The sequence below is a fragment of the Pseudomonas sp. 14P_8.1_Bac3 genome (assembly GCF_025466085.1).
GTDB lineage: Bacteria > Pseudomonadota > Gammaproteobacteria > Pseudomonadales > Pseudomonadaceae > Aquipseudomonas.
The window spans coordinates 35,751-57,230 of record NZ_JANLOD010000017.1 but is presented as its reverse complement, the minus strand read 5'-3'; the positions used below and the strand labels follow the sequence as shown (position 1 = coordinate 57,230).

The 21,480-nt window shown below is 61.4% G+C and carries 23 protein-coding genes; 21 read left to right on the top strand and 2 right to left on the bottom strand.

What is annotated here, in order from left to right; genetic code table 11:
- The 16 genes from fliR (at position 1) to NTD84_RS05245 (ending at position 16,472) form a co-directional block, all read left to right on the top strand.
- Complete coding sequence (gene fliR / locus NTD84_RS05320) at positions 1–786, top strand: flagellar biosynthetic protein FliR (RefSeq protein ID WP_262163955.1); 786 nt, start codon at positions 1–3, stop codon at positions 784–786.
- 3 nt (positions 787–789) lie between these two features.
- Positions 790–1,929, top strand: a complete 1,140-nt coding sequence (flhB, locus tag NTD84_RS05315) for a flagellar biosynthesis protein FlhB (RefSeq protein WP_262163954.1) — start codon at positions 790–792, stop codon at positions 1,927–1,929.
- 239 nt (positions 1,930–2,168) lie between these two features.
- Positions 2,169–4,298, top strand: a complete 2,130-nt coding sequence (gene flhA, locus NTD84_RS05310) for a flagellar biosynthesis protein FlhA (protein ID WP_262163953.1) — start codon at positions 2,169–2,171, stop codon at positions 4,296–4,298.
- Positions 4,299–4,309: 11 nt separating this feature from the next.
- Entirely contained in the window at positions 4,310–5,638 is a 1,329-nt protein-coding gene (flhF, locus tag NTD84_RS05305) for a flagellar biosynthesis protein FlhF (protein ID WP_262163952.1), read from the top strand.
- Between the two features lie 115 nt (positions 5,639–5,753).
- Positions 5,754–6,584 (top strand): flagellar synthesis regulator FleN, encoded by an 831-nt coding sequence (fleN, locus tag NTD84_RS05300; protein WP_008001746.1) that lies wholly within the window; start codon positions 5,754–5,756, stop codon positions 6,582–6,584.
- Positions 6,581–7,321 carry an RNA polymerase sigma factor FliA gene (gene fliA / locus NTD84_RS05295; RefSeq protein WP_007894214.1) on the top strand — a complete coding sequence of 247 codons (741 nt, stop codon included), beginning with the start codon at positions 6,581–6,583 and terminating at the stop codon, positions 7,319–7,321. Before fleN ends, fliA begins: the two co-directional genes overlap by 4 nt.
- A 167-nt stretch (positions 7,322–7,488) precedes the next feature.
- Positions 7,489–7,860 (top strand): chemotaxis response regulator CheY, encoded by a 372-nt coding sequence (locus NTD84_RS05290; protein WP_003183998.1) that lies wholly within the window; start codon positions 7,489–7,491, stop codon positions 7,858–7,860.
- A gap of 22 nt (positions 7,861–7,882) precedes the next feature.
- A complete protein-coding gene (locus NTD84_RS05285) occupies positions 7,883–8,671 on the top strand; it encodes a protein phosphatase CheZ (protein ID WP_262163951.1) in 789 nt (262 codons plus the stop codon).
- A 46-nt stretch (positions 8,672–8,717) separates the two neighbouring features.
- Positions 8,718–10,964 carry a chemotaxis protein CheA gene (locus NTD84_RS05280; RefSeq protein ID WP_262163950.1) on the top strand — a complete coding sequence of 749 codons (2,247 nt, stop codon included), beginning with the start codon at positions 8,718–8,720 and terminating at the stop codon, positions 10,962–10,964.
- A gap of 51 nt (positions 10,965–11,015) precedes the next feature.
- Positions 11,016–12,152, top strand: coding sequence for a chemotaxis response regulator protein-glutamate methylesterase (locus NTD84_RS05275; RefSeq protein ID WP_262163949.1), 1,137 nt, complete (start codon positions 11,016–11,018; stop codon positions 12,150–12,152).
- Positions 12,152–12,892: a flagellar motor protein gene (locus tag NTD84_RS05270; protein WP_262163948.1), complete on the top strand. Its 741-nt coding sequence runs from the start codon at positions 12,152–12,154 to the stop codon at positions 12,890–12,892. The genes NTD84_RS05275 and NTD84_RS05270 overlap by 1 nt, the downstream gene beginning before the upstream one ends.
- 15 nt (positions 12,893–12,907) lie before the next feature.
- Entirely contained in the window at positions 12,908–13,798 is an 891-nt protein-coding gene (gene motD / locus NTD84_RS05265) for a flagellar motor protein MotD (protein ID WP_262163947.1), read from the top strand.
- A gap of 39 nt (positions 13,799–13,837) precedes the next feature.
- Positions 13,838–14,626 (top strand): ParA family protein, encoded by a 789-nt coding sequence (locus tag NTD84_RS05260; protein WP_262163946.1) that lies wholly within the window; start codon positions 13,838–13,840, stop codon positions 14,624–14,626.
- On the top strand, positions 14,626–15,519 hold the full coding sequence (locus tag NTD84_RS05255; RefSeq protein ID WP_262163945.1) for a CheW domain-containing protein: 894 nt from the start codon (positions 14,626–14,628) through the stop codon (positions 15,517–15,519). Before NTD84_RS05260 ends, NTD84_RS05255 begins: the two co-directional genes overlap by 1 nt.
- Before the next feature lie 74 nt (positions 15,520–15,593).
- Positions 15,594–16,079 carry a chemotaxis protein CheW gene (locus tag NTD84_RS05250; protein ID WP_008024622.1) on the top strand — a complete coding sequence of 162 codons (486 nt, stop codon included), beginning with the start codon at positions 15,594–15,596 and terminating at the stop codon, positions 16,077–16,079.
- Positions 16,080–16,472, top strand: a complete 393-nt coding sequence (locus NTD84_RS05245; protein WP_262163944.1) for a DUF2802 domain-containing protein — start codon at positions 16,080–16,082, stop codon at positions 16,470–16,472.
- Between the two features lie 132 nt (positions 16,473–16,604).
- Here the strand turns inward: NTD84_RS05245 and NTD84_RS05240 are convergent, their stop codons facing one another.
- Positions 16,605–16,934: an EscU/YscU/HrcU family type III secretion system export apparatus switch protein gene (locus tag NTD84_RS05240; RefSeq protein WP_262163943.1), complete on the bottom strand. Its 330-nt coding sequence runs from the start codon at positions 16,932–16,934 to the stop codon at positions 16,605–16,607.
- Positions 16,931–18,505, bottom strand: a complete 1,575-nt coding sequence (locus NTD84_RS05235) for a flagellar hook-length control protein FliK (protein WP_262163942.1) — start codon at positions 18,503–18,505, stop codon at positions 16,931–16,933. The genes NTD84_RS05240 and NTD84_RS05235 overlap by 4 nt, the downstream gene beginning before the upstream one ends.
- Positions 18,506–18,701: 196 nt before the next feature.
- On the opposite strand from NTD84_RS05235, the gene ccmA reads away from it, so the two are divergent.
- The 5 genes from ccmA (at position 18,702) to ccmE (ending at position 21,478) form a co-directional block, all read left to right on the top strand.
- Entirely contained in the window at positions 18,702–19,337 is a 636-nt protein-coding gene (ccmA, locus tag NTD84_RS05230; RefSeq protein ID WP_262163941.1) for a cytochrome c biogenesis heme-transporting ATPase CcmA, read from the top strand.
- A complete protein-coding gene (gene ccmB, locus NTD84_RS05225) occupies positions 19,334–20,002 on the top strand; it encodes a heme exporter protein CcmB (protein ID WP_090188533.1) in 669 nt (222 codons plus the stop codon). Before ccmA ends, ccmB begins: the two co-directional genes overlap by 4 nt.
- A gap of 95 nt (positions 20,003–20,097) precedes the next feature.
- Positions 20,098–20,853: a heme ABC transporter permease gene (locus NTD84_RS05220; RefSeq protein ID WP_262163940.1), complete on the top strand. Its 756-nt coding sequence runs from the start codon at positions 20,098–20,100 to the stop codon at positions 20,851–20,853.
- Positions 20,850–21,026, top strand: coding sequence for a heme exporter protein CcmD (gene ccmD, locus NTD84_RS05215; protein WP_262163939.1), 177 nt, complete (start codon positions 20,850–20,852; stop codon positions 21,024–21,026). The genes NTD84_RS05220 and ccmD overlap by 4 nt, the downstream gene beginning before the upstream one ends.
- Positions 21,023–21,478 (top strand): cytochrome c maturation protein CcmE, encoded by a 456-nt coding sequence (gene ccmE / locus NTD84_RS05210; protein ID WP_262163938.1) that lies wholly within the window; start codon positions 21,023–21,025, stop codon positions 21,476–21,478. Before ccmD ends, ccmE begins: the two co-directional genes overlap by 4 nt.
- Positions 21,479–21,480 lie beyond the last annotated feature (2 nt).

Below are 21,480 nucleotides of genomic sequence, written 5' to 3'. Positions count from 1 at the left end.
ATGTCGTCGCTGCTGCAACTGACCGATACCCAGATCAGTACCTGGGTCGCGACGTTCATGTTGCCGCTGTTTCGCATCGGCTCGCTGCTGATGGTCATGCCGGTGTTCGGTACAACGCTGGTACCGCGGCGGATCCGCATGTACTTCGCCCTGGCGATCACCGTTGTGATTGCCCCGGGCCTGCCGCCGATGCCGCCGGTCAATGTGCTGGACCTTAGCGGTCTGCTGCTGATCGCTGAGCAGATTCTCGTCGGCGCGGCGTTGGGGTTCTCCCTGCAACTGTTTTTCCAGGCGTTCGTCGTCGCCGGGCAAATCGTCGCGGTGCAGATGGGCATGGCGTTCGCGTCCATGGTTGACCCGACCAACGGTGTGTCGGTGGCGGTGATCGGGCAGTTTTTCACCATGCTGGTGACGCTGTTGTTCCTGTCCATGAACGGCCATCTGGTGGTGTTCGAAGTCCTCACCGAAAGCTTTACCACGTTGCCGGTGGGCAGCGGTTTCATGGTCAATCATTTCTGGGAGCTGGCCGGCAAGCTTGGCTGGGTCCTGGGGGCGGCGCTGGTGCTGGTGTTGCCGGCGATCACTGCTTTGCTGGTGGTCAATATCGCGTTTGGCATCATGACCCGCGCCGCGCCGCAGTTGAACATCTTCTCCATCGGCTTCCCGCTAACCCTGGTGCTCGGCCTGTTCATCGTCTGGATAGGGCTTGCGGACATTCTCAATCAGTATCGACCGCTGGCCACCGAGGCCCTGCAGTTTCTACGCGATCTGGCACAGGCGCGCTGAGCCATGGCCGAGAGCGAGAGCGGTCAGGACAAGACAGAAGACCCCACCGAGAAGCGCAAGACCGACTCCCGCGAGAAGGGCGAGATTGCGCGCTCCAAAGAGCTCAATACCCTGGCGATCATGCTGGCCGGTTCTGGCGCATTGCTGATCTTCGGCGGGGCGCTCGCCCAAGACTTGATGGAGTTGATGCGGCAGAATTTTTCCCTGCCGCGGGAAGTCATTCTCGATCAGCGCTACATGGCCAATTACCTGATGAGTTCCGGGTTGATGGCATTGCTGGCGATTCAGCCAATCATGATCACCCTGGTGCTGGCCGCGTTGATCGGCCCCATTTCCCTGGGGGGCTGGCTGTTTGCAGCGGGTTCCCTGGCGCCGAAATTCAGCCGCATGAACCCTGCCGCAGGCCTCAAGCGCATGTTTTCGTTCAAGGCCATCGTCGAACTGCTCAAGGCCTTCGCGAAGTTCCTGATTGTCCTGACCGTGGCGCTGGTGGTCCTTTCTTCGGACATCGACGATCTGATACGCATCGCCCATGAACCGCTGGAGCTGGCGGTCATCCACTGCCTGCAAGTGGTGGGCTGGAGTACGTTGTGGATGTCCTGCGGGCTGATCATCATCGCCGCGGTGGATGTGCCCGTGCAGCTCTGGGAAAGCCACAAGAAACTGCTGATGACCAAGCAGGAAGTGCGCGACGAACACAAGGATGCGGAAGGGCGGCCCGAGGTCAAGCAACGGATTCGCCAGTTGCAGCGCGAGATGTCCCAGCGGCGGATGATGGCGGCCATTCCCGAAGCCGACGTGGTCATCACCAACCCGACCCACTACGCCGTGGCGCTCAAGTACGATCCGGAAAAAGGCAGTGCGCCGGTGCTGTTGGCCAAGGGCAGTGATTTCCTCGCATTGAAGATCCGCGAAATTGCCGTGGCCAACGAAGTGTTGCTGCTGGAGTCACCGGCGCTGGCGCGGTCGATTTATTACTCCACGGAGCTGGAGCAGGAAATTCCGGGCGGGCTGTACCTGGCCGTCGCCCAGGTATTGGCCTACGTCTACCAGATCCGCCAGCACCGCGCAGGCAAGGGCAAGCGGCCTGAGCCATTGAAGGACGATTTGCCGATTCCGCCGGATCTGCGGCGCGATTCCTGAGTTTTAGGGCGGCGGTGCCGGCCTCTTCGCGAGCAAGCCCACTCCCACAGGGGCTGTTGTCGTCCGCGAAATAAACTGTGGGAGCGGGCTTGCTCGCGAAGGCGTCCGTCCTGACCCCGTGAACCCCGAGACACCCCTCTATTCCCTATCCCCGCAAAAAGTTGGAAGGCTTCTTGCAGTAGCCGCTTTGCGCCCGCTTCTGGCGTCAAAAGTTTGCTTTAAAGGAACGGGGAAAACCGGTGGATCGCACTCAGTTACTCAACACTGCTCGCACGAACATGGCAGACCTCAGTCGAGGCAATCTGGGCGTGCCGCTGTTGCTGCTGGTCATGCTGGCCATGATGATGCTGCCGGTGCCGCCGTTCCTGCTGGACGTGTTTTTCACGTTCAACATCGCGCTGTCGATTGTCGTCCTGCTGGTGTGCGTCTATGCCCTGCGGCCGCTGGATTTCGCGGTGTTCCCGACGATTCTGCTGGTGGCGACGCTGTTGCGACTGGCGCTGAACGTGGCCTCCACGCGGGTGGTGATGCTCCACGGCCAGGACGGTCACGCCGCGGCCGGTAAGGTGATCCAGGCCTTCGGTGAAGTGGTGATCGGCGGCAACTACGTGGTCGGTATCGTGGTGTTCGCGATTTTGATGATCATCAACTTCGTCGTGGTGACCAAGGGTGCCGGGCGGATTTCCGAGGTGAGCGCGCGTTTCACCCTCGATGCGATGCCCGGCAAACAAATGGCAATCGACGCCGACTTGAACGCCGGCCTGATCGACCAGAACCAGGCCAAGCTGCGCCGGATGGAAGTGGCCCAGGAAGCCGAGTTCTACGGTTCCATGGACGGTGCCAGCAAATTCGTCCGCGGTGACGCCATCGCCGGCCTGCTGATTCTGTTCATCAACCTGATCGGCGGCATGGCCGTCGGTATCTTCCAGCACAACATGAGCTTCGCCGACGCCGGCAAGGTTTACGCGTTGCTGACCATCGGTGACGGTTTGGTGGCGCAATTGCCATCACTGTTGTTATCCACAGCTGCCGCGATCATGGTGACCCGCGCTTCCGGTTCGGAAGACATGGGCAAACAGATCAATCGCCAGATGTTCGCCTCGCCCAAAGCGCTGGCCGTGGCGGCGGGCCTGATGGCAGTGATGGGCCTGGTGCCCGGCATGCCGCACTTTTCCTTCCTCAGCATGGCAGCCCTGGCGGCCGGTGGCGCTTACCTGTTCTGGAAGAAGCAGAACGCGGTCAAGGTCCACGCCCTGCAAGAGGTCAAGCGTCAGCAGGAACTGCTGCCATCCCCGGCCCGCGCCCAGGAAACCAAGGAGCTGGGCTGGGACGACGTGACACCGATCGACATGATCGGCCTGGAAGTCGGCTATCGCCTGATTCCGCTGGTGGACCGTAACCAGGGCGGTCAGTTGCTGGCGCGGATCAAGGGTGTGCGCAAGAAACTGTCCCAGGACCTGGGCTTCCTGATGCCGACCGTGCATATCCGTGACAACCTCGACCTCGCGCCAAGCGCCTATCGCCTGACCCTCATGGGCGTGATCCTCGCCGAAGCGGAGATCTACCCGGACCGCGAGCTGGCGATCAACCCCGGCCAGGTCTACGGTTCGCTGAACGGCATCACCGCCAAAGATCCGGCTTTCGGGTTGGAGGCGGTCTGGATCGAAGTCAGCCAGCGTGCGCAGGCACAATCCCTCGGTTACACCGTGGTCGATGCCAGTACGGTAGTGGCGACCCACTTGAACCAGATTCTGTACAAGCATTCCAGTGAGCTGATCGGTCACGAAGAAGTGCAGCAACTCATGCAATTGCTGGCCAAAAGCTCGCCGAAACTGGCCGAGGAGCTGGTGCCGGGCGTGGTGTCGCTGTCGCAGCTGCTCAAGGTGCTCCAGGCGTTGCTGGCCGAACAAGTGCCGGTACGCGACATCCGCAGCATTGCCGAAGCGATCGCGAACAATGCCGCCAAGAGTCAAGATACTGCCGCTCTGGTGGCCGCTGTACGCGTCGGCGTATCCCGTGCAATCGTCCAAAGCATTGTAGGCACTGACTCCGAGCTGCCAGTTATCACCCTGGAGCCAAGGTTGGAACAGATATTGCTCAATAGTCTGCAGAAGGCAGGACAAGGCTCGGAAGAGGGCGTTCTGCTGGAGCCAAGCATGGCAGAGAAGCTGCAGCGCTCGTTGATCGACGCGGCGCAGCGTCAGGAAATGCAAGGTCAACCGGTGATTCTGCTGGTGGCCGGTCCGGTTCGCGCGATGCTCTCGCGATTTGGCCGACTGGCAGTCCCGGGTTTGCACGTGTTGGCTTACCAGGAAATTCCTGACAACAAGCAAGTGACCATCGTTGCGACAGTAGGGCCCAACGGCTGAGGTAGTGGTTTATGCAAGTTAAGCGTTTTTTCGCCGCCGATATGCGTCAGGCCATGAAACTGGTTCGTGATGAGCTGGGCGCTGATGCCGCCATCATTGGCAACCGCCGGATCGCCGGTGGTGTCGAGCTGACGGCTGCCCTCGATTACAAACTGTCAGCGCTGGCCCCGCGTGTTCCGAACATGGAACTCGAGGATGAGCTGCGCAAGACTCAGTCGCGGATCGTGACCGCCCAGGCCGAATTGAGCCTGCGCAGTGAGGGCGAGAGCGACAAATCGACCAATCGCCAGTTGTTCGCCGGCCTGCCGTTGACCGCCGCCGAGCCGCTGATCGAGCCGACCTATTCCGAGCCGCGTCGTGCGGCACCGGCCTCCGCGCCTGCCTCGAGCGGCGTCGATCCACGGGCTCTCGATTCGATGCGTTTCGAGCTCAACAGCTTGCGCGAACTGATGGAAGTGCAACTCGGCTCCCTCGCCTGGAACCAGCTGCAAGGCAGCCGCCCGGCCCAGGCCAACCTGTGGCGTCGTCTGCAACGCATCGGTTTGTCCGGCCCGTTGTCCCGTGATCTGCTGGACCTGATTACCGACATTGAAGAACCCCGTCAGGCCTGGCGCATGCTGCTGGCGCACCTGGCGCGGATGATCTCCACCCCGGAAGTCGAGCCGCTGGAAGAGGGCGGCGTGATTGCCATGGTCGGCCCTGCCGGCATGGGCAAGACCACCACCCTGGCCAAGCTCGCCGCCCGTTATGTGCTCAAGTACGGCGCGCAGAACATCGCGCTGGTGAGCATGGACAGCTACCGCATCGGCGCCCAGGAACAACTGAAGACCCTGGGGCGGATTCTCAACGTCTCGGTGACCCACGTCGATCCGGGCCAGTCCCTGGTGCAGGCGCTGGAGCCGTTGCTGCGCAAACGTGTGGTGCTGATCGATACCGCGGGTCTTCAGGCCAGCGATCCGGCACTGCGCATGCAACTCGAAAGCCTCGCCGGTCGCGGCATCAAATCAAAAAACTACCTGGTGTTGGCAACCACCAGCCAGAAACAGGTTCTAACCGCCGCTTATCACAGTTACAAGCGTTGCGGGCTCGCAGGCTGCATCCTGACTAAACTGGATGAAACGGCAAGCCTGGGCGAAGTGTTGAGCCTGGCAATCAGTCATGAATTGCCGGTGGCTTACCTGACCGATGGCCCGCGGATTCCGGATGATTTGCATCTGCCGCGCCGTCATCAACTGGTCAGCCGCGCCGTCAGCGTGCAAATGCAGGAAGAACCCAGCGAAGAAGCCATGGCTGACATGTTCGCTGATATTTACCACAGCCCGACCAAGCAGGTTGGCTAGGTATTAATGAACAATTTTTGTACCTACATCGATGGTCTGCCATGCATTGTTCAGCGACTGAACGCGCAGCCAGTAATGTGGCCTCCGTCTATGCAAGACAAGGTAAAGAAATAACATGGGCAGCATGCATCCCGTACAGGTGATCGCGGTGACCGGCGGCAAAGGTGGCGTCGGCAAGACTAACGTGTCAGTGAACTTGTCCCTGGCTCTAGCTGAGCTTGGCCGGCGCGTCATGTTGCTGGACGCCGATCTGGGGCTGGCGAACGTCGACGTCCTGCTGGGACTGACACCCAAACGCACCCTGGCCGACGTGATCGAAGGCCGCTGTGAGCTGCGCGACGTTCTGTTGCAAGGGCCCGGCGGTATCCGCATCGTCCCGGCCGCGTCCGGCACTCAGAGCATGGTTCACCTGAGCCCGGCCCAGCACGCCGGCCTGATCCAGGCGTTCAGCGACATCGGCGACAACCTCGATGTGCTGGTGATCGACACCGCTGCGGGCATTGGTGACTCGGTAGTCAGTTTCGTTCGCGCCGCGCAGGAAGTCCTGCTGGTGGTCTGCGACGAGCCGACCTCGATCACCGATGCCTACGCACTGATCAAACTGCTGAACCGCGACTACGGCATGAACCGCTTCCGCGTCCTGGCCAACATGGCCCAGAGCCCGCAGGAAGGTCGCAACCTGTTCGCCAAGTTGACCAAGGTCACGGACCGCTTCCTCGACGTCGCCTTGCAGTACGTCGGTGCGGTGCCGTACGACGAAAGCGTGCGCAAAGCGGTGCAGAAGCAGCGCGCCGTCTACGAAGCCTTTCCGCGCTCCAAGTGCTCGCTGGCATTCAAGGCTATCGCGCAAAAGGTCGATACCTGGCCGCTGCCCGCCAACCCGCGCGGGCACCTGGAGTTTTTCGTCGAGCGCCTCGTGCAACAAACGGCAGGACCCGTGCTATGACAGCCAGCGGTTACAACCTCTACAAGAAATCGGCACGTGACGCGCAGTACGAGCTGATCGAGCGTTACGCGCCACTGGTCAAACGCATTGCCTATCACTTGCTGGCGCGTTTGCCGGCGAGTGTGCAGGTCGAAGACCTGATCCAGGCCGGGATGATCGGCCTGCTCGAAGTGTCGACCAAATACGATGCCAGCAAAGGCGCCAGTTTTGAAACGTACGCGGGCATTCGAATCCGCGGCGCCATGCTCGACGAAGTGCGCAAGGGGGACTGGGCGCCGCGTTCGGTCCACCGCAATACGCGCATGGTCAGCGACGCCATTCGCTCGATTGAAGCTAAAACCGGTCGTGACGCTAAAGATCACGAAGTTGCGGCCGAACTCCAATTGAGTCTCGACGATTACTACGGGATTTTGAACGACACCTTGGGCAGCCGTTTATTCAGTTTCGACGATCTGTTGCAGGACGGCGAACACGAAGGGCTGCACGAGGATGGCGCGAGTGCTCATCTCGAGCCGTCACGCGATCTGGAGGATGAACGCTTCCAGGCAGCGCTGGCGGACGCGATTGCCAATTTGCCGGAGCGTGAGCGACTGGTGTTGGCGCTGTACTACGACGAAGAGTTGAATCTCAAGGAAATCGGCGAGGTCCTGGGGGTCAGCGAATCTCGGGTCAGCCAGTTACACAGCCAGTGCGCAGCCCGTTTGCGGGGGCGTTTGGGGGAGTGGCGAGCGCGCTGAAGGCAGTGTGGGGACACTGCGAACGTGGCTGGTGTGGTGTTGAACCGCGCCGGTCTCGATCTGTTGTGCTCCAGACAGTCATCGAGTGTTTTGCCGGATTGATTGAAATGGCGCGTCCAGGTGCTGGGCGCGTTTAAGACTGCTTGGAGGTCGAATTGGACAAGAACATGAAAATCCTCATCGTTGATGACTTCTCAACGATGCGGCGGATCATAAAAAACCTGTTGCGTGACCTTGGGTTCACCAACACGGTCGAGGCTGACGATGGCACTACCGCCATTCCGGTCCTCAACAGCGGGAGCATCGACTTTCTGGTAACGGACTGGAACATGCCCGGCATGACCGGTATCGACCTGCTGCGCCACGTGCGCGCCGATGAAAAGCTCAAGCACCTGCCGGTGTTGATGGTGACGGCTGAAGCCAAGCGCGAGCAGATCATCGAAGCGGCTCAGGCCGGTGTAAACGGCTATGTGGTCAAACCCTTCACGGCCCAGGCGTTGAAAGAAAAAATCGAGAAGATTTTCGAACGCATCGGTTGAGACACTGCGCCACGGGGGAGCTATGGACCACAAAGAATCTTCACAGGGCGATTTTGAATCGACCCTGAAAAAACATGCGGTCGAACTGGTCGCCAGCCTTGAAAAAGGCAAGTTCGGCGACGCTGTGCAACTGATCCATGAGCTCAACCAGACCCGTGACCGCGGCCTGTATCAGGAAGTGGGCAAGCTCACGCGCGAGCTGCATAGCGCGATCGTCAATTTCCAGATTGACCCGCACATGCCGCAAGCCGAGGAAGTGTCCCAGATCACGGACGCCACCGAGCGTCTGGGCTACGTTGTCAAGCTGACAGAGGCCGCGGCCAACCGCACCATGGACCTGGTCGAGAACTCCACGCCACTGGTCAATCGCCTGAGTGATGAAGCCCAGGCGTTGAGCACGGATTGGGGGCGGTTCATGCGCCGCGAAGTCGGGGCTGAAGAGTTCCGCGAGCTGGCACGGCGTGTCGACGGTTTCCTCACCCGCAGCAGCCAGGATAGCCGCGTGGTGTCGAGCAACCTCAACGACATCCTGCTCGCACAGGATTACCAGGACCTCACCGGTCAGGTGATCAAGCGTGTGACCCAATTGGTCACCGATGTTGAAAGCAACTTGCTCAAGCTCGTGCTCATGGCCAGCCAGGTGGACCGCTTTGCGGGCATCGAGCATGACCGTGAAGCGATGCTCGCCGAAAAAGATCCGCAAAAACATCTCTCTCAGGGTGAAGGTCCGCAGATTCATGCCGATAAAAGAGAAGACGTTGTGTCCGGTCAGGACGATGTGGACGATTTGCTATCCAGCCTAGGGTTTTAGACTTTTAGGTTTTTTAGGTTTTTAGACCTGTAGGAGCACACCCTTAATGAGCTTCGGCGCCGATGAAGAGATCCTTCAGGATTTCCTGGTTGAGGCCGGCGAGATTCTAGAGCAACTGTCCGAACAGCTGGTCGAGCTGGAAAGCCGACCGGATGATGCGGATTTGCTCAATGCAATTTTTCGCGGTTTTCACACTGTAAAAGGGGGCGCCGGCTTCCTCCAGCTCAACGAGCTGGTGGAGTGCTGTCACATCGCCGAGAACGTGTTCGACATCCTGCGCAAGGGTGAGCGCCGCGTCGACTCGGAACTCATGGACGTGGTTCTCGAAGCGCTGGATGCGGTGAACAGCATGTTCACCGAAGTTCGCGAACGCAGCCCGATCACGGCTGCCACGCCTGAATTGCTCGCCGCGCTGGCCCGTCTGGCCGAGCCGCAATCGGCCGATCAAGCCGCACCTGTGGCTGAAGTGGTTGAAGCACCGGTTGCCGAAGCCGAGTCGGGTGACATCACCGATAACGAATTCGAACAACTGCTGGACTCGCTGAACGCCGTCAAGGCCCAGGCCGAGGCGCCGGCGGTGGCTCCAGCTGCGCCGGTGGCAGCAAGCGATGCGGCCAGCGACGAAATCACCGATGCCGAGTTTGAGTCGTTGCTCGATCAACTGCACGGCAAAGGCCAGTTCGCCGTCGATGCGGTGGCCCCGACGCCTGCCGCACCCGCGGCGCCAAAAGCGCCCGGCGACAGCTCCGACATCACCGACGACGAATTCGAAGCCCTGCTCGATCAATTGCACGGCAAAGGCAACTTTGCCGTCGACGCGCTGGAATCGGCGATCGCCTCGGTCCCGACCCCGGCAGCCCCAAGCGCCGCTGCGGCCGGCAGCGATCTGATCTCCGACCATGAGTTCGAATCGCTGCTCGACGAACTGCACGGCAAAGGCAAGTTCACTGAAGTCGGCACCGGTTCTGCTTCCTCTTCAGTGGCAGCGCCTGTCGCCAAAGCCCCGGCACCCGCCGCCAAAGCGCCCGAGCCAAAAGCCGAAGCGCCGAAGCCTGCTGCCGCCGCTGCACCGGCACCGGCCCGTGCGCCAGCCCCGGCACCGGCGGAAAAGCCGGCCAGCGAAGCCGAAACCACCGTGCGGGTCGACACCGCGCGTCTCGACGAAATCATGAACATGGTCGGCGAACTGGTGCTGGTGCGTAACCGCCTGGTGCGCCTGGGTGCCAACAGCGCCGACGAGGCCATGTCCAAGGCCGTGTCGAACCTCGACGTGGTCACGGCTGACCTGCAAACCGCGGTCATGAAGACCCGGATGCAGCCGATCAAGAAAGTCTTCGGGCGCTTCCCGCGTCTGGTTCGTGACCTGGCTCGCCAGCTCAAGAAAGAGATCAACCTGGAGCTGGTCGGCGAAGAAACCGACCTCGACAAGAACCTCGTCGAGGCCCTGGCCGACCCGCTGGTCCACCTGGTGCGCAACGCGGTCGACCACGGCATCGAATCGCCGGAAGAACGCGAAGCCTCGGGCAAGTCCCGCGGCGGCAAAGTCATCCTCGCGGCCGAGCAGGAAGGCGACCACATCCTGCTGTCGATCTCCGATGACGGCAAAGGCATGGACCCGAACGTCCTGCGTTCCATCGCGGTAAAACGCGGTGTGATGGACAAGGATGCGGCCGATCGCCTGAGCGACACCGAATGCTACAACCTGATCTTCGCTCCGGGCTTCTCGACCAAGACCGAGATCTCCGATGTGTCGGGTCGTGGCGTCGGCATGGACGTGGTGAAAACCAAGATTTCCCAGCTCAACGGTTCGATCAACATCTACTCGACCAAGGGCCAGGGCTCGAAGATCGTCATCAAGGTCCCGTTGACCCTGGCGATCATGCCGACGCTGATGGTCATGCTCGGCAACCAGGCGTTTGCGTTCCCGCTGGTGAACGTCAACGAGATCTTCCACCTCGACCTGTCGCGCACCAACGTGGTGGACGGCCAGGAAGTGGTGATCGTGCGGGACAAGGCGCTGCCATTGTTCTACCTCAAGCGCTGGCTGGTCAGCTCCGCCGCTCACGAAGAGCAGCGCGAGGGCCATGTGGTGATCCTTTCGGTAGGCACCCAGCGGATCGGCTTCGTCGTCGACCAACTGGTGGGCCAGGAAGAAGTGGTCATCAAGCCATTGGGCAAAATGCTCCAGGGAACCCCGGGCATGTCGGGCGCCACCATCACCGGTGACGGTCGCATTGCACTGATTCTCGATGTGCCGAGCATGCTCAAGCGTTACGCCGCACGGCGTATTTGATTCTGGGGGGGGCGGGGCGACTGAGCCGCGCTCCCGCCTAACGGAGTGTTTATGGTAGTCAAAGTCCTGGTGGTGGACGATTCGGGGTTTTTCCGCCGCCGCGTCTCGGAAATTCTTTCAGCGGATTCGAATATCCAGGTCGTCGGCACGGCGACCAACGGCAAAGAGGCGATCGATCAGGCGCTGGCCCTCAAGCCGGACGTGATCACCATGGACTACGAGATGCCGATGATGGATGGCATCACGGCGGTGCGGCACATCATGCAGCGCTGTCCGACCCCGGTGTTGATGTTCTCCTCGCTGACGCACGAAGGCGCCCGGGTCACCCTCGATGCGCTGGACGCTGGCGCGGTGGATTTCCTGCCGAAGAATTTCGAAGACATCTCGCGCAACCCCGAGAAGGTCAAGCAACTGCTGTGCGAGAAGATTCTCAGCATCTCGCGCAGTAATCGTCGCATCAACAGCTACAGCGCACCGGCACCGGTTGCCGCACCCGCCCCGACCCCGGCGCCTTCCAGCGTTGGCAGTTATGGCAGCAGCGCGCCTGTCCGTCCTGCACCGATCCCGGCCCGAGCGGCGGCGTCGGCCCACGCCCATTCACCGTCGTCACCGGCGCCGAAACGCAAAGCCTACAAGCTGGTGGCCATTGGCACGTCCACGGGCGGTCCGGTTGCCCTGCAGCGGGTACTGACCCAGTTACCGGCCAACTTCCCGGCCCCGATCGTGCTGATCCAGCACATGCCGGCGGCCTTCACCAAGGCGTTCGCCGAGCGTCTGGACAAGCTCTGCCGCATCAGCGTCAAGGAAGCCGAAGATGGCGACATCCTGCGGCCGGGCCTGGCGCTGCTGGCGCCGGGCGGCAAGCAGATGATGATCGACGGCCGTGGCGCGGTGAAAATCCTGCCGGGCGACGAGCGTTTGAACTACAAGCCGTGCGTGGACATCACCTTCGGTTCCGCGGCCAAGTCCTACGGCGACAAAGTTCTGGCGGTCGTCCTGACCGGCATGGGCGCCGACGGTCGTGAAGGCGCGCGCCTGCTCAAGCAGGGTGGTAGCTCGATCTGGGCTCAGGATGAAGCCAGCTGTGTGATCTACGGCATGCCGATGGCCATCGTCAAAGCCGAACTCGCCGACGCGGTGTATGGCCTCGACGACATTGGCAAACACCTGGTCGAGGCCTGTATCTGATGGATGTACTCAGCCTTATCGGGATCATCATGGCGTTCGTCGCCATTATCGGTGGCAACTACCTGGAGGGTGGTCACCTCGGCGCACTGGCCAACGGCCCGGCGGCGTTGATCGTGCTCGGCGGAACTGTCGGCGCCGCCTTGCTGCAATCACCGGTGAGCGCCTTCAAGCGTGCCATGCAGATTCTTGGCTGGATCCTGTTTCCGCCGCGCGTGGACCTGGCCGGCGGCATCGACCGCGTGGTGAACTGGAGCCTGACCGCCCGCAAGGAAGGTCTGCTCGGTCTGGAAGGGGTGGCCGACGCCGAGCCCGACAGCTACTCGCGCAAAGGCCTGCAACTGCTGGTCGACGGCGCCGAGCCGGAAGCGATTCGCAGCATCCTGGAAGTGGATTTCTACACCCAGGAAGCCCGCGACATCGAAGCCGCCAAAGTCTTCGAAAGCATGGGCGGCTACGCGCCGACCATCGGCATCATCGGTGCGGTCATGGGCCTGATCCACGTCATGGGCAACCTGGCCGATCCGGCGCAGCTGGGCAGCGGCATTGCCGTGGCCTTCGTCGCCACCATCTACGGGGTGGCCAGTGCCAACCTGGTGCTGCTGCCGATTGCCGCCAAACTCAAATCCGTTGCCCTGCGCCAGTCCCGTTATCGCGAAATGTTGCTGGAAGGCATTTTGTCGATCGCCGAAGGTGAGAACCCTCGCTCTATTGAGTTGAAGCTTCAGGGCTTCATGGATTGATGGGGGTAATGGACTATGGCGCGTCGCCGGCAACCTGAAGAACACGTCAACCATGAACGCTGGCTGGTTTCCTACGCCGACTTCATCACGTTGCTGTTTGCCTTTTTCGTGGTGATGTACTCGATCTCTTCGATCAACGAAGGCAAGTACAAGGTCATCTCGCAAGCGCTGATCGGCGTGTTCACCGATGCGGATCGCTCGCTCAAGCCGATTCCCATCGGCGAAGAGCGTCCACAAACCGTCACCCCGGCCAAGCCGCTGGTCAAGGACAGCGAGCAGGTCGACGCCGGCATCGCCGGGGCCAGTGATCCACTGAAAAGCATCGCCGACGACATCAGTGCGGCGTTCGGCGACCTGATCGCTTCCAACCAAATGACCGTGCGTGGCAACGAGCTGTGGGTCGAGATCGAACTCAACTCCAGCCTGCTGTTCGGCAGCGGTGATGCCATGCCCAGCGACATGGCCTTCCACATCATCGACAAGGTCGCGGGAATCCTGAAGCCGTTCGACAACCCGATCCACGTCGAAGGCTTCACCGACGATCAACCGATCCGCACCGCGCAGTACCCGACCAACTGGGAATTGTCTTCGGCGCGTTCGGCGAGCATCGTGCGCATGCTGGCGATGCAGGGTGTGAACCCCGGACGGCTGGCGTCGGTGGGTTACGGCGAATTCCAGCCGGTGGCCAACAACGCCACGGCGGAGGGCAGGGCGCGCAACCGTCGTGTGGTGCTGGTGGTGTCGCGAAATCTCGATGTGCGGCGCAGCCTCACCGGCACCGGAACCGCTCATGCGCAACCGGACGCGGCATTGAAGCGTGCTGGCACACAAACTGCACCTGCACCGGTCAAGTCGCCGGGACGAGAGAGCGCCGTCAATTCTCCGTCACCCGCATTAACACGTTGAGCTATTTCCCGGTCGACCCGACCGGGTGGAACAATCCGAATGAGAGTCTGGGCAGTCGCCAATCAAAAGGGTGGTGTCGGTAAAACCACTTCCTCCATCGCTTTAGCCGGGTTACTGGCCGAGGCGGGCAAGCGCGTGGTCGTGGTCGATCTCGATCCCCACGGCTCGATGACCAGCTACTTCGGCTACGACCCCGACACCCTGGAACACAGCAGCTACGACCTGTTCCTGCACAAGGGCAGCGTGCCTCAAGGCTTGCCCGGCCAGTTGTTGTTGCCCACCAGCCACGCGAGTATTTCCCTGCTGCCGTCGAGCACCGCGCTGGCGACCCTCGAGCGTCAATCGCCCGGCCAGAGTGGCTTGGGCCTGGTGATCGCCAAGAGCCTTGCGCAACTGTGGCAGGACTTTGATTACGCAGTGATCGACAGCCCGCCATTGCTCGGCGTGCTGATGGTCAATGCCTTGGCGGCCAGCCAGCAACTGGTGATCCCGGTGCAGACCGAGCACCTGGCGGTCAAAGGCCTGGAACGCATGGTCAACACCCTGGCAATGATCAACCGCTCGCGCAAACAGCCACTGGCCTTCAGCATCGTGCCGACCCTGTTCGACCGCCGCACCCAGGCCTCCCTGGGTACGCTGCGGGTGTTGCGCGACAAATACCCGGACGAAATCTGGCAGGGCTACATCCCGGTCGATACGCGTTTGCGCGACGCCAGCCGTGCCGGCGTCACGCCTTCGCAATTCGACGGCAAGAGCCGCGGCGTGCTGGCATATCGTGCGCTGCTCAAGCACATGCTGACCCAGCAATCCGTCGCGCAGGTGGCTTGATGAATCGCCCGGTCAAGATTACTTCCCGCCCGCAACTTGCCCTGCAGTCTTATCTCGACAGCTTGTTGATGGAGGCGACCGAAGAGTGGCCACCGGAAGTCGAAGCGGTGCCCGACGTCCAAGCGATCGAAGTGGTTGAAGTGGAAGCGGCGCTGGACGAGTTCCAGGCCGCAGTGCTCGAAGAGCAGGCCCGCGATGCGCAGAAACCGGTTGAGAAACCCGCCGCCGTTGTCGCGCCGATCGCGGCACCTGAGGTGAAAGCCCCCTTGGCGCTGGTCGAAGCGCCGGCACCGGTTCTGGCGCCCGTGTCGACCATCGCGCCGCTGCTCCAGGCGCTGGTGCCGCCGATTGTCGAAGTCCACCTGCCCCCGAGCAACACGCCGCCACCGGTGGAAACCGACGGTCGTCCATCCTGGGCTGCGGAGCCGTTCGAATGCCTGTTGTTCGATGTCGCCGGCTTGACCCTTGCGGTGCCGCTGGTGTGCCTGGGCTCGATCTATTCATTGGCCGGTCAGGAGCTGACACCGCTGTTCGGTCAGCCGGAGTGGTTCCTCGGCATCCTGCCGAGCCAGGCCGGCAACCTGAAAGTGCTCGATACCGCGCGTTGGGTCATGCCCGACCGCTATCGCGATGATTTCCGTCAGGGCCTGCAATACGTTATTTCGGTTCAGGGCTATGAGTGGGGGCTGGCGGTGCATCAGGTCAGCCGCTCGTTGCGCCTGGACCCGAACGAAATCAAATGGCGCAGCCACCGGGGTCAGCGGCCATGGCTGGCCGGCACGGTCATCGAACATATGTGTGCACTGCTCGACGTTGCCGCACTGGCCGAACTGATCGCCAGCGGCGGCGCCAAGCACATGGGCGGCAGCAAGCCGATCCATAAACCGACATAAAAACACGCGGGGCAAAATGATTTGCCGTCGCACCGAACACACACCGCCAGGGCGGTTTTTCGAGGGGTCAGGGTATGAATGATAAAGCGTCGTCTGCAAAAGGTTCTGAAGATCCGATCCTGCAATGGGTAACCTTCAAGCTGGACAATGAAACCTACGGCATCAACGTGATGCGCGTTCAGGAAGTCCTGCGTTACACCGAAATCGCTCCGGTCCCGGGTGCGCCGAGCTACGTGCTGGGCATCATCAACCTGCGCGGTAACGTGGTCACCGTGATCGACACCCGTCAGCGCTTCGGCCTGATGAATGCCGAGATCAGCGACAACACCCGTATCGTCATCATTGAAGCCGACAAGCAAGTGGTCGGCATCATGGTCGACAGCGTGGCCGAAGTGGTTTACCTGCGTCAGTCGGAAATCGAAACCGCGCCGAACGTGGGTAACGAAGAGTCCGCCAAGTTCATTCAAGGCGTGTGCAACAAGAACAACGAACTGCTGATCCTCGTCGAACTCGACAAGATGATGAGCGAAGAAGAATGGTCGGAACTGGAGAGTATCTGATTGATTCTTGAGGTGGCGGTCATTGTCCTGTTCCTCTTCTGGGCAGGCACGCTGGCGATGTTTCTGGCGTACATTCGCGGTCAGCGCCAGATCGCCGCGCAACAGGCTCAAGGTGACGTGCTGCGCGATCAGCGCCTCAAGGACCTGGCCAAGCGCGTGGACGATTATCAACGCGGCAACGTGCGCATGGGTGAAGACCTGCATGAACTGCGCGCCGTCGTCGGGCCGTTGCCGGACAAGCTGGCCCAGCTTGAACAGCGCGACCCATCGAGCCTGTCGTTCGCCCAGGCGGCGCGCCTGGTCGGGATGGGCGCAAGCGTCGACGAACTGACCCAGTCCTGCGGCTTGACCCAGGCTGAGGCGGAGTTGATGAGTAAGTTGCACAAGAACTGATTTTTGCGGTTGCCCTGAGACTGCCTCGCGAGCAAGCCCGCTCCCACATTGGATCTTCAGCGAACACGGGTGTCGTGTTCCACCGAGATCCGATGTGGGAGCGGGCTTGCTCGCGAAGGCGTCCTTGAAGCCTCAATAATCATCCCCGCGATCGGTAATGTCCTTCTCGACCATCGGCGCATTCGGGTCATTTCCTTCCGGAAACTTGCCCTTCAAATTCCAGGCAAACGCAATGATCTCGGCGATCGTGCGGTACAACTCCTCCGGAATGCTGTCCCCCAGTTCCATCTTCGCCAGCAGCGTCACCAGCTCGGCATTCTCATAAATAGGCACTTCATAATCGCGGGCAATCCGCAGGATTTCTTCCGCCAGCGCTTCGTCGCCCTTGGCCGTGAGGGTCGGGGCGTGGGTGCCGTCGTATTTGAGGGCGATGGCCTGGCGCGGCGTGTTCGGGTTTTTCATGCGGTTTCGTCGACCCAGCGTTGTTCCAGTCGGGTTTGGGGGCCATGTGCCGGTGTGCCGAGGTGGCAATCCAGATCGCCGACGTTCAGGCCCGAGGCCAGCAGGCGTTCGCGCAACCCGTGCAGATGGCTCTCGATCAGGCTGGCGGTATACGGCCGTTCCGCCCAGAGCTGGCCCGACAGGCTGCCCTGGATCAACTGCGCCTGAATCTGCATCGGCCCCAACGGCTCCATGGCGAAGGCCAGTTCGACGCGCCACAACTGTTGTTTGGGCGCGCGTTCATCACGGTGTTCCTTGGGCGGTTCTTGCTCCGGCGCTTCCTCGCGTTGGAACTTGACCTGCAGCGGCACGATGTCCTGCAGGTTGCGCATCGGGATTTCCAGCTGCCAGGTGCTCATCAGGCGACCGTCGTCGGTGACGCCGGTTTGCTCCAGGCTCGACAGCTGGTGACTTTGCAGGCGCGAGACTGCCGCGGCTGCCAATCGCAGCAAGTGCTCCAGATCACCTTCATCCTCCGCGCTTTGCAGAAAGCGCTCGGGCAGGGGAAAGCTGGTGGGCTGTGGTTTCGCGCTGACCTGGCCGAGCATGCCGAGGGCACTGCGAACAAAGCTGGGCATGGCCTGCGCCAGGGTATTGGCGGCAATGATTGCGCTGAGATTGGTATTCGCCGGCAACCCCTGACTCAATTGCGCGATCACCCTGAGCAGATCGCCTTTCAGGTCGGGGGCCAGCGTCGGGTTTTGCCCGCCGAGCAGTTTCGCCTCAAGGAACGCGCCGCTGTTGGCCAGCGCCAGGGCCAGGCCCTTCGGCGTGCTGAGTTGCTGAACGTCCGGCAGGCCGGCGAGCAACTTGTCCACCGCGGCCCGCAGATCGCTGGAGGTCTGATCCGGGGCGGGGAGGTTTTGCAGGAGTTTGAGCAACCCGTCCAGCGAACCCTGGCGGCTTTGCTGGCTGACCAGTTGCTGGGTGACCGCCAGTTGTTCCTGGCGGCTGCTCAGCGGGACGAATTTCAGGGTCTGGGTGTCTTGCACCAGCGCGCTCAGGAGCGTGCCGATGCGCAGCGGGGTCGGGCTGTCGATGCTCAGCGTGCTGCCGCTCAGCGCCGTATTGAGCAGGCTGACCAGCGAGCGAAACACCGTCGGCTGGCCCGGCACTTGTGGCAGCACCTGCGAGGTCAGCACTTTACCTTGCAACAGGGTGCCTACGGGCAACTGCGCGGTGTCGATGCGGGTGAGGGTGGCGACGCTGGAAGCAATGGCCTGCTGCACCGTCACCGCCAGGTTGCCCGCCGACGGTTGGGTGACCGCCAGGCTCGTGCCCTGGGGCAGTGGCTGGGTGCTGGTGGCCTGGACCGTGGTCTGGCGGCCGCTGTCGAGGGTGACCTTGAGCAGCAGTTGAAAGGTCTGGTCCGCCTGCTTGAGCGACAACACTTCGGCCTTGGCGCTCTGTCCGGCCGCGATCAGGCCTTCCATCGGCGACAGCAGCTTGAGCAGGTCACCGCTGACCACCTGCGGACGCGACGTCGCGGGGATGGGCTGCGGGAGCGGGAGGATGTTCATTTCGCCTGTCATACGCGGTCACAACCTGAGGAAATTGCCCTCTTTAGAGTAGGGCACGGCATGTATAATGCCGCCCGTCTTTCCGAGAGTGGCGAAAACATTGCAATTGTTTGACGCAGCTCTCTGGAACAGGCCGCCAATGTATCTATGCTGCATCTCTTTAGCGGCCGCTCCGCCGCCGACTTGAACCGTAAAGGCCCGTGATCTCTTGACCAGTCCTGTCCTGCAAACCGTTGCCCTCGCCTGTGAGCGAGACCTTCGGCTGCTCTTCGAAAATCTCGAATTGAGACTGGCCAGTGGCGAAATGTTGCAAATCAGCGGCCCCAACGGCAGCGGCAAGACCAGTCTTTTACGGCTGTTGTCCGGTCTGATGCAACCGACCGCCGGTCAGGTCCTGTTGAACGGTCAATCGCTCAACGAACAGCGCAGCGAACTGGCGCGCAACCTGTTGTGGATCGGGCACGCCGCCGGCATCAAAGACTTGCTGACGCCCGAAGAAAACCTCAGCTGGCTTTGCGCCTTGCACCAGCCAGCCACCCATGAAGCCATCTGGGACGCGCTCGCCGCCGTTGGCCTGCGTGGTTTCGAGGATGTTCCTTGCCACACCTTGTCCGCTGGTCAGCAAAGGCGCGTGGCCCTGGCGCGGTTGTACCTCGACAGCCCACCATTGTGGATCCTCGACGAGCCGTTCACCGCGCTCGACAAACAAGGCGTGGCGCAGCTCGAAGAACACCTGGCCTCCCACTGCGAGCGTGGTGGCATGGTGGTCTTGACCACTCACCACACGCTGACCCGGATGCCGGCCGGCTATCGCGACATTGATCTGGGGAATTGGGCCGTATGAGTGTCTTCGGCCTGTTGGTCGCCCGCGAGGCCCGCCTGTTGTTCCGTCGACCTGCGGAACTGGCCAACCCGCTCGTCTTCTTCGCCATCGTGGTGTCGCTGTTCCCGTTAGCGGTCGGTCCCGAGTCGCAATTGTTGCAAACCTTGTCTCCGGGGCTGGTCTGGGTCGCGGCCCTTTTATCGGTTTTGCTCTCGCTGGACGGGCTCTTCCGCAGTGATTTCGAAGACGGTTCCCTCGAACAGTGGGTCCTTTCGTCGCACCCCCTGCCTCTTCTGGTTCTGGCCAAGGTACTGGCACACTGGGCCTTCTCGGGTCTGGCACTGGTTTTGCTCGCTCCACTGCTGGCGCTGATGCTCGGTTTGCCAACCGCCTGTCTGCCGGTGTTGCTGCTTTCCCTGTTGCTGGGTACACCGGTGCTGAGCTTGCTCGGCGCGGTGGGCGCAGCCCTGACGGTGGGGCTGAAACGGGGTGGCCTGTTGCTGGCGTTGCTGATTCTGCCGCTGTACATCCCGGTGTTGATTCTTGGCAGTGGCGCCTTGCAGGCGGCCTTGCAGGGCATGCCGGCGACCGGTTATCTCTTGTGGCTTGGTAGCCTGACCGCCCTGGCGATAACCCTGACACCGTTTGCAATAGCTGCTGGCCTGAAGATCAGCGTCGGCGAATAATAATGAGGTCTGGTCAAATTTTGACCGCTTTCTTTTGAAAGAAAGGCAGACCCTTTGGCTCTTCATAGCGAAGAGCAACCGTGATGGAAACAGTAATGAACTGGACCTGGTTTCATAAGCTCGGCTCACCCAAATGGTTCTACGGCATCAGTGGCAAATTGCTGCCGTGGCTGAGCGTCGCGGCGTTGCTGCTGATCGGCGTCGGTGTGGTCTGGGGCCTGGCCTTCGCGCCGCCGGATTACCAGCAAGGCAACAGCTTTCGCATCATCTATATCCACGTCCCCGCCGCGATGTTGGCGCAGTCCTGCTACGTGATGCTGGCCGTGTGTGGCGTCGTCGGGCTGGTGTGGAAAATGAAACTGGCCGACGTCGCCCTGCAATGCGCCGCACCCATCGGTGCCTGGATGACCGCCGTGGCGCTGGTGACCGGCGCGATCTGGGGCAAGCCGACCTGGGGCTCGTGGTGGGTCTGGGATGCGCGACTGACGTCCATGTTGATCCTGCTGTTTCTGTACTTCGGTCTCATTGCGCTGGGCAACGCCATCAGCAATCGTGACAGCGCGGCCAAGGCCTGCGCGGTGCTGGCGATTGTCGGCGTGATCAACATCCCGATCATCAAGTACTCGGTGGAGTGGTGGAACACCCTGCACCAGGGCGCGACGTTCACCCTCACCGAGAAACCGGCGATGCCGGCCGAAATGTGGTTGCCGCTGTTGCTGACGGTGCTGGGTTTCTACTGTTTCTTCGGCGCCGTGCTGTTGCTGCGCATGCGTCTCGAAGTACTCAAGCGTGAAGCCCGCGCCAGTTGGGTCAAGGCCGAAGTGCAGAACAGCCTGGAGGCCGCTCGATGAGTTTTGCTTCATTCGGCGACTTTCTCGCCATGGGCCATCATGGCCTGTATGTCTGGTCGGCCTATGGCATTTGCCTGGCGGTGCTGGTTTTCAACGTGGCGGCGCCGGTCCTGGCCCGCAAGCGGTATCTGCAACAAGAGGCGCGTCGTTTGCGCCGGGAGAACGGCAAGTGAATCCGCTGCGCAAAAAGCGTCTTATCATCATTCTGGCGATCCTGATCGGGGTCGGCGCTGCCGTTGGCCTGGCCCTGAGCGCCCTGCAGCAGAACATCAACCTGTTTTACACACCGACCCAGATCGCTAATGGCGAAGCGCCGCACGACACGCGCATTCGTGCCGGTGGCATGGTCGAGAAGGGATCGCTGCAACGTTCCGGCGATTCCCTGGACGTGAAATTCATCGTCACCGACTTCAACAAATCCGTGACCATCAGCTACCGCGGCATCCTCCCGGACCTGTTCCGTGAAGGGCAGGGCATCGTCGCGCTGGGCAAACTGAACGCCGACGGGGTGGTGGTGGCGGACGAAGTGCTGGCCAAACACGACGAGAAGTACATGCCACCCGAAGTGACCAAGGCTTTGAAAGACAGTGGTCAATCCGCTCCAACGCCCGCTAAGGAGGGTTGATC

Bases quoted from the DNA above. Each gene is read 5' to 3' on its own strand.
- NTD84_RS05220 (WP_262163940.1), top strand. From the start codon at position 20,098: ATGAACTGGACCTGGTTTCATAAGCTCGGCTCACCCAAATGGTTCTAC.
- NTD84_RS05270 (WP_262163948.1), top strand. From the start codon at position 12,152: ATGGATGTACTCAGCCTTATCGGGATCATCATGGCGTTCGTCGCCATT.
- flhB (WP_262163954.1), top strand. From the start codon at position 790: ATGGCCGAGAGCGAGAGCGGTCAGGACAAGACAGAAGACCCCACCGAG.
- NTD84_RS05290 (WP_003183998.1), top strand. From the start codon at position 7,489: ATGAAAATCCTCATCGTTGATGACTTCTCAACGATGCGGCGGATCATA.
- NTD84_RS05275 (WP_262163949.1), top strand. From the start codon at position 11,016: ATGGTAGTCAAAGTCCTGGTGGTGGACGATTCGGGGTTTTTCCGCCGC.
- motD (WP_262163947.1), top strand. From the start codon at position 12,908: ATGGCGCGTCGCCGGCAACCTGAAGAACACGTCAACCATGAACGCTGG.
- NTD84_RS05260 (WP_262163946.1), top strand. From the start codon at position 13,838: ATGAGAGTCTGGGCAGTCGCCAATCAAAAGGGTGGTGTCGGTAAAACC.
- ccmB (WP_090188533.1), top strand. From the start codon at position 19,334: ATGAGTGTCTTCGGCCTGTTGGTCGCCCGCGAGGCCCGCCTGTTGTTC.
- fliA (WP_007894214.1), top strand. From the start codon at position 6,581: ATGACAGCCAGCGGTTACAACCTCTACAAGAAATCGGCACGTGACGCG.
- NTD84_RS05240 (WP_262163943.1), bottom strand. From the start codon at position 16,934: ATGAAAAACCCGAACACGCCGCGCCAGGCCATCGCCCTCAAATACGAC.
- NTD84_RS05285 (WP_262163951.1), top strand. From the start codon at position 7,883: ATGGACCACAAAGAATCTTCACAGGGCGATTTTGAATCGACCCTGAAA.
- fliR (WP_262163955.1), top strand. From the start codon at position 1: ATGTCGTCGCTGCTGCAACTGACCGATACCCAGATCAGTACCTGGGTC.
- NTD84_RS05280 (WP_262163950.1), top strand. From the start codon at position 8,718: ATGAGCTTCGGCGCCGATGAAGAGATCCTTCAGGATTTCCTGGTTGAG.
- NTD84_RS05255 (WP_262163945.1), top strand. From the start codon at position 14,626: ATGAATCGCCCGGTCAAGATTACTTCCCGCCCGCAACTTGCCCTGCAG.
- NTD84_RS05250 (WP_008024622.1), top strand. From the start codon at position 15,594: ATGAATGATAAAGCGTCGTCTGCAAAAGGTTCTGAAGATCCGATCCTG.
- flhF (WP_262163952.1), top strand. From the start codon at position 4,310: ATGCAAGTTAAGCGTTTTTTCGCCGCCGATATGCGTCAGGCCATGAAA.
- NTD84_RS05235 (WP_262163942.1), bottom strand. From the start codon at position 18,505: ATGACAGGCGAAATGAACATCCTCCCGCTCCCGCAGCCCATCCCCGCG.
- ccmD (WP_262163939.1), top strand. From the start codon at position 20,850: ATGAGTTTTGCTTCATTCGGCGACTTTCTCGCCATGGGCCATCATGGC.
- fleN (WP_008001746.1), top strand. From the start codon at position 5,754: ATGGGCAGCATGCATCCCGTACAGGTGATCGCGGTGACCGGCGGCAAA.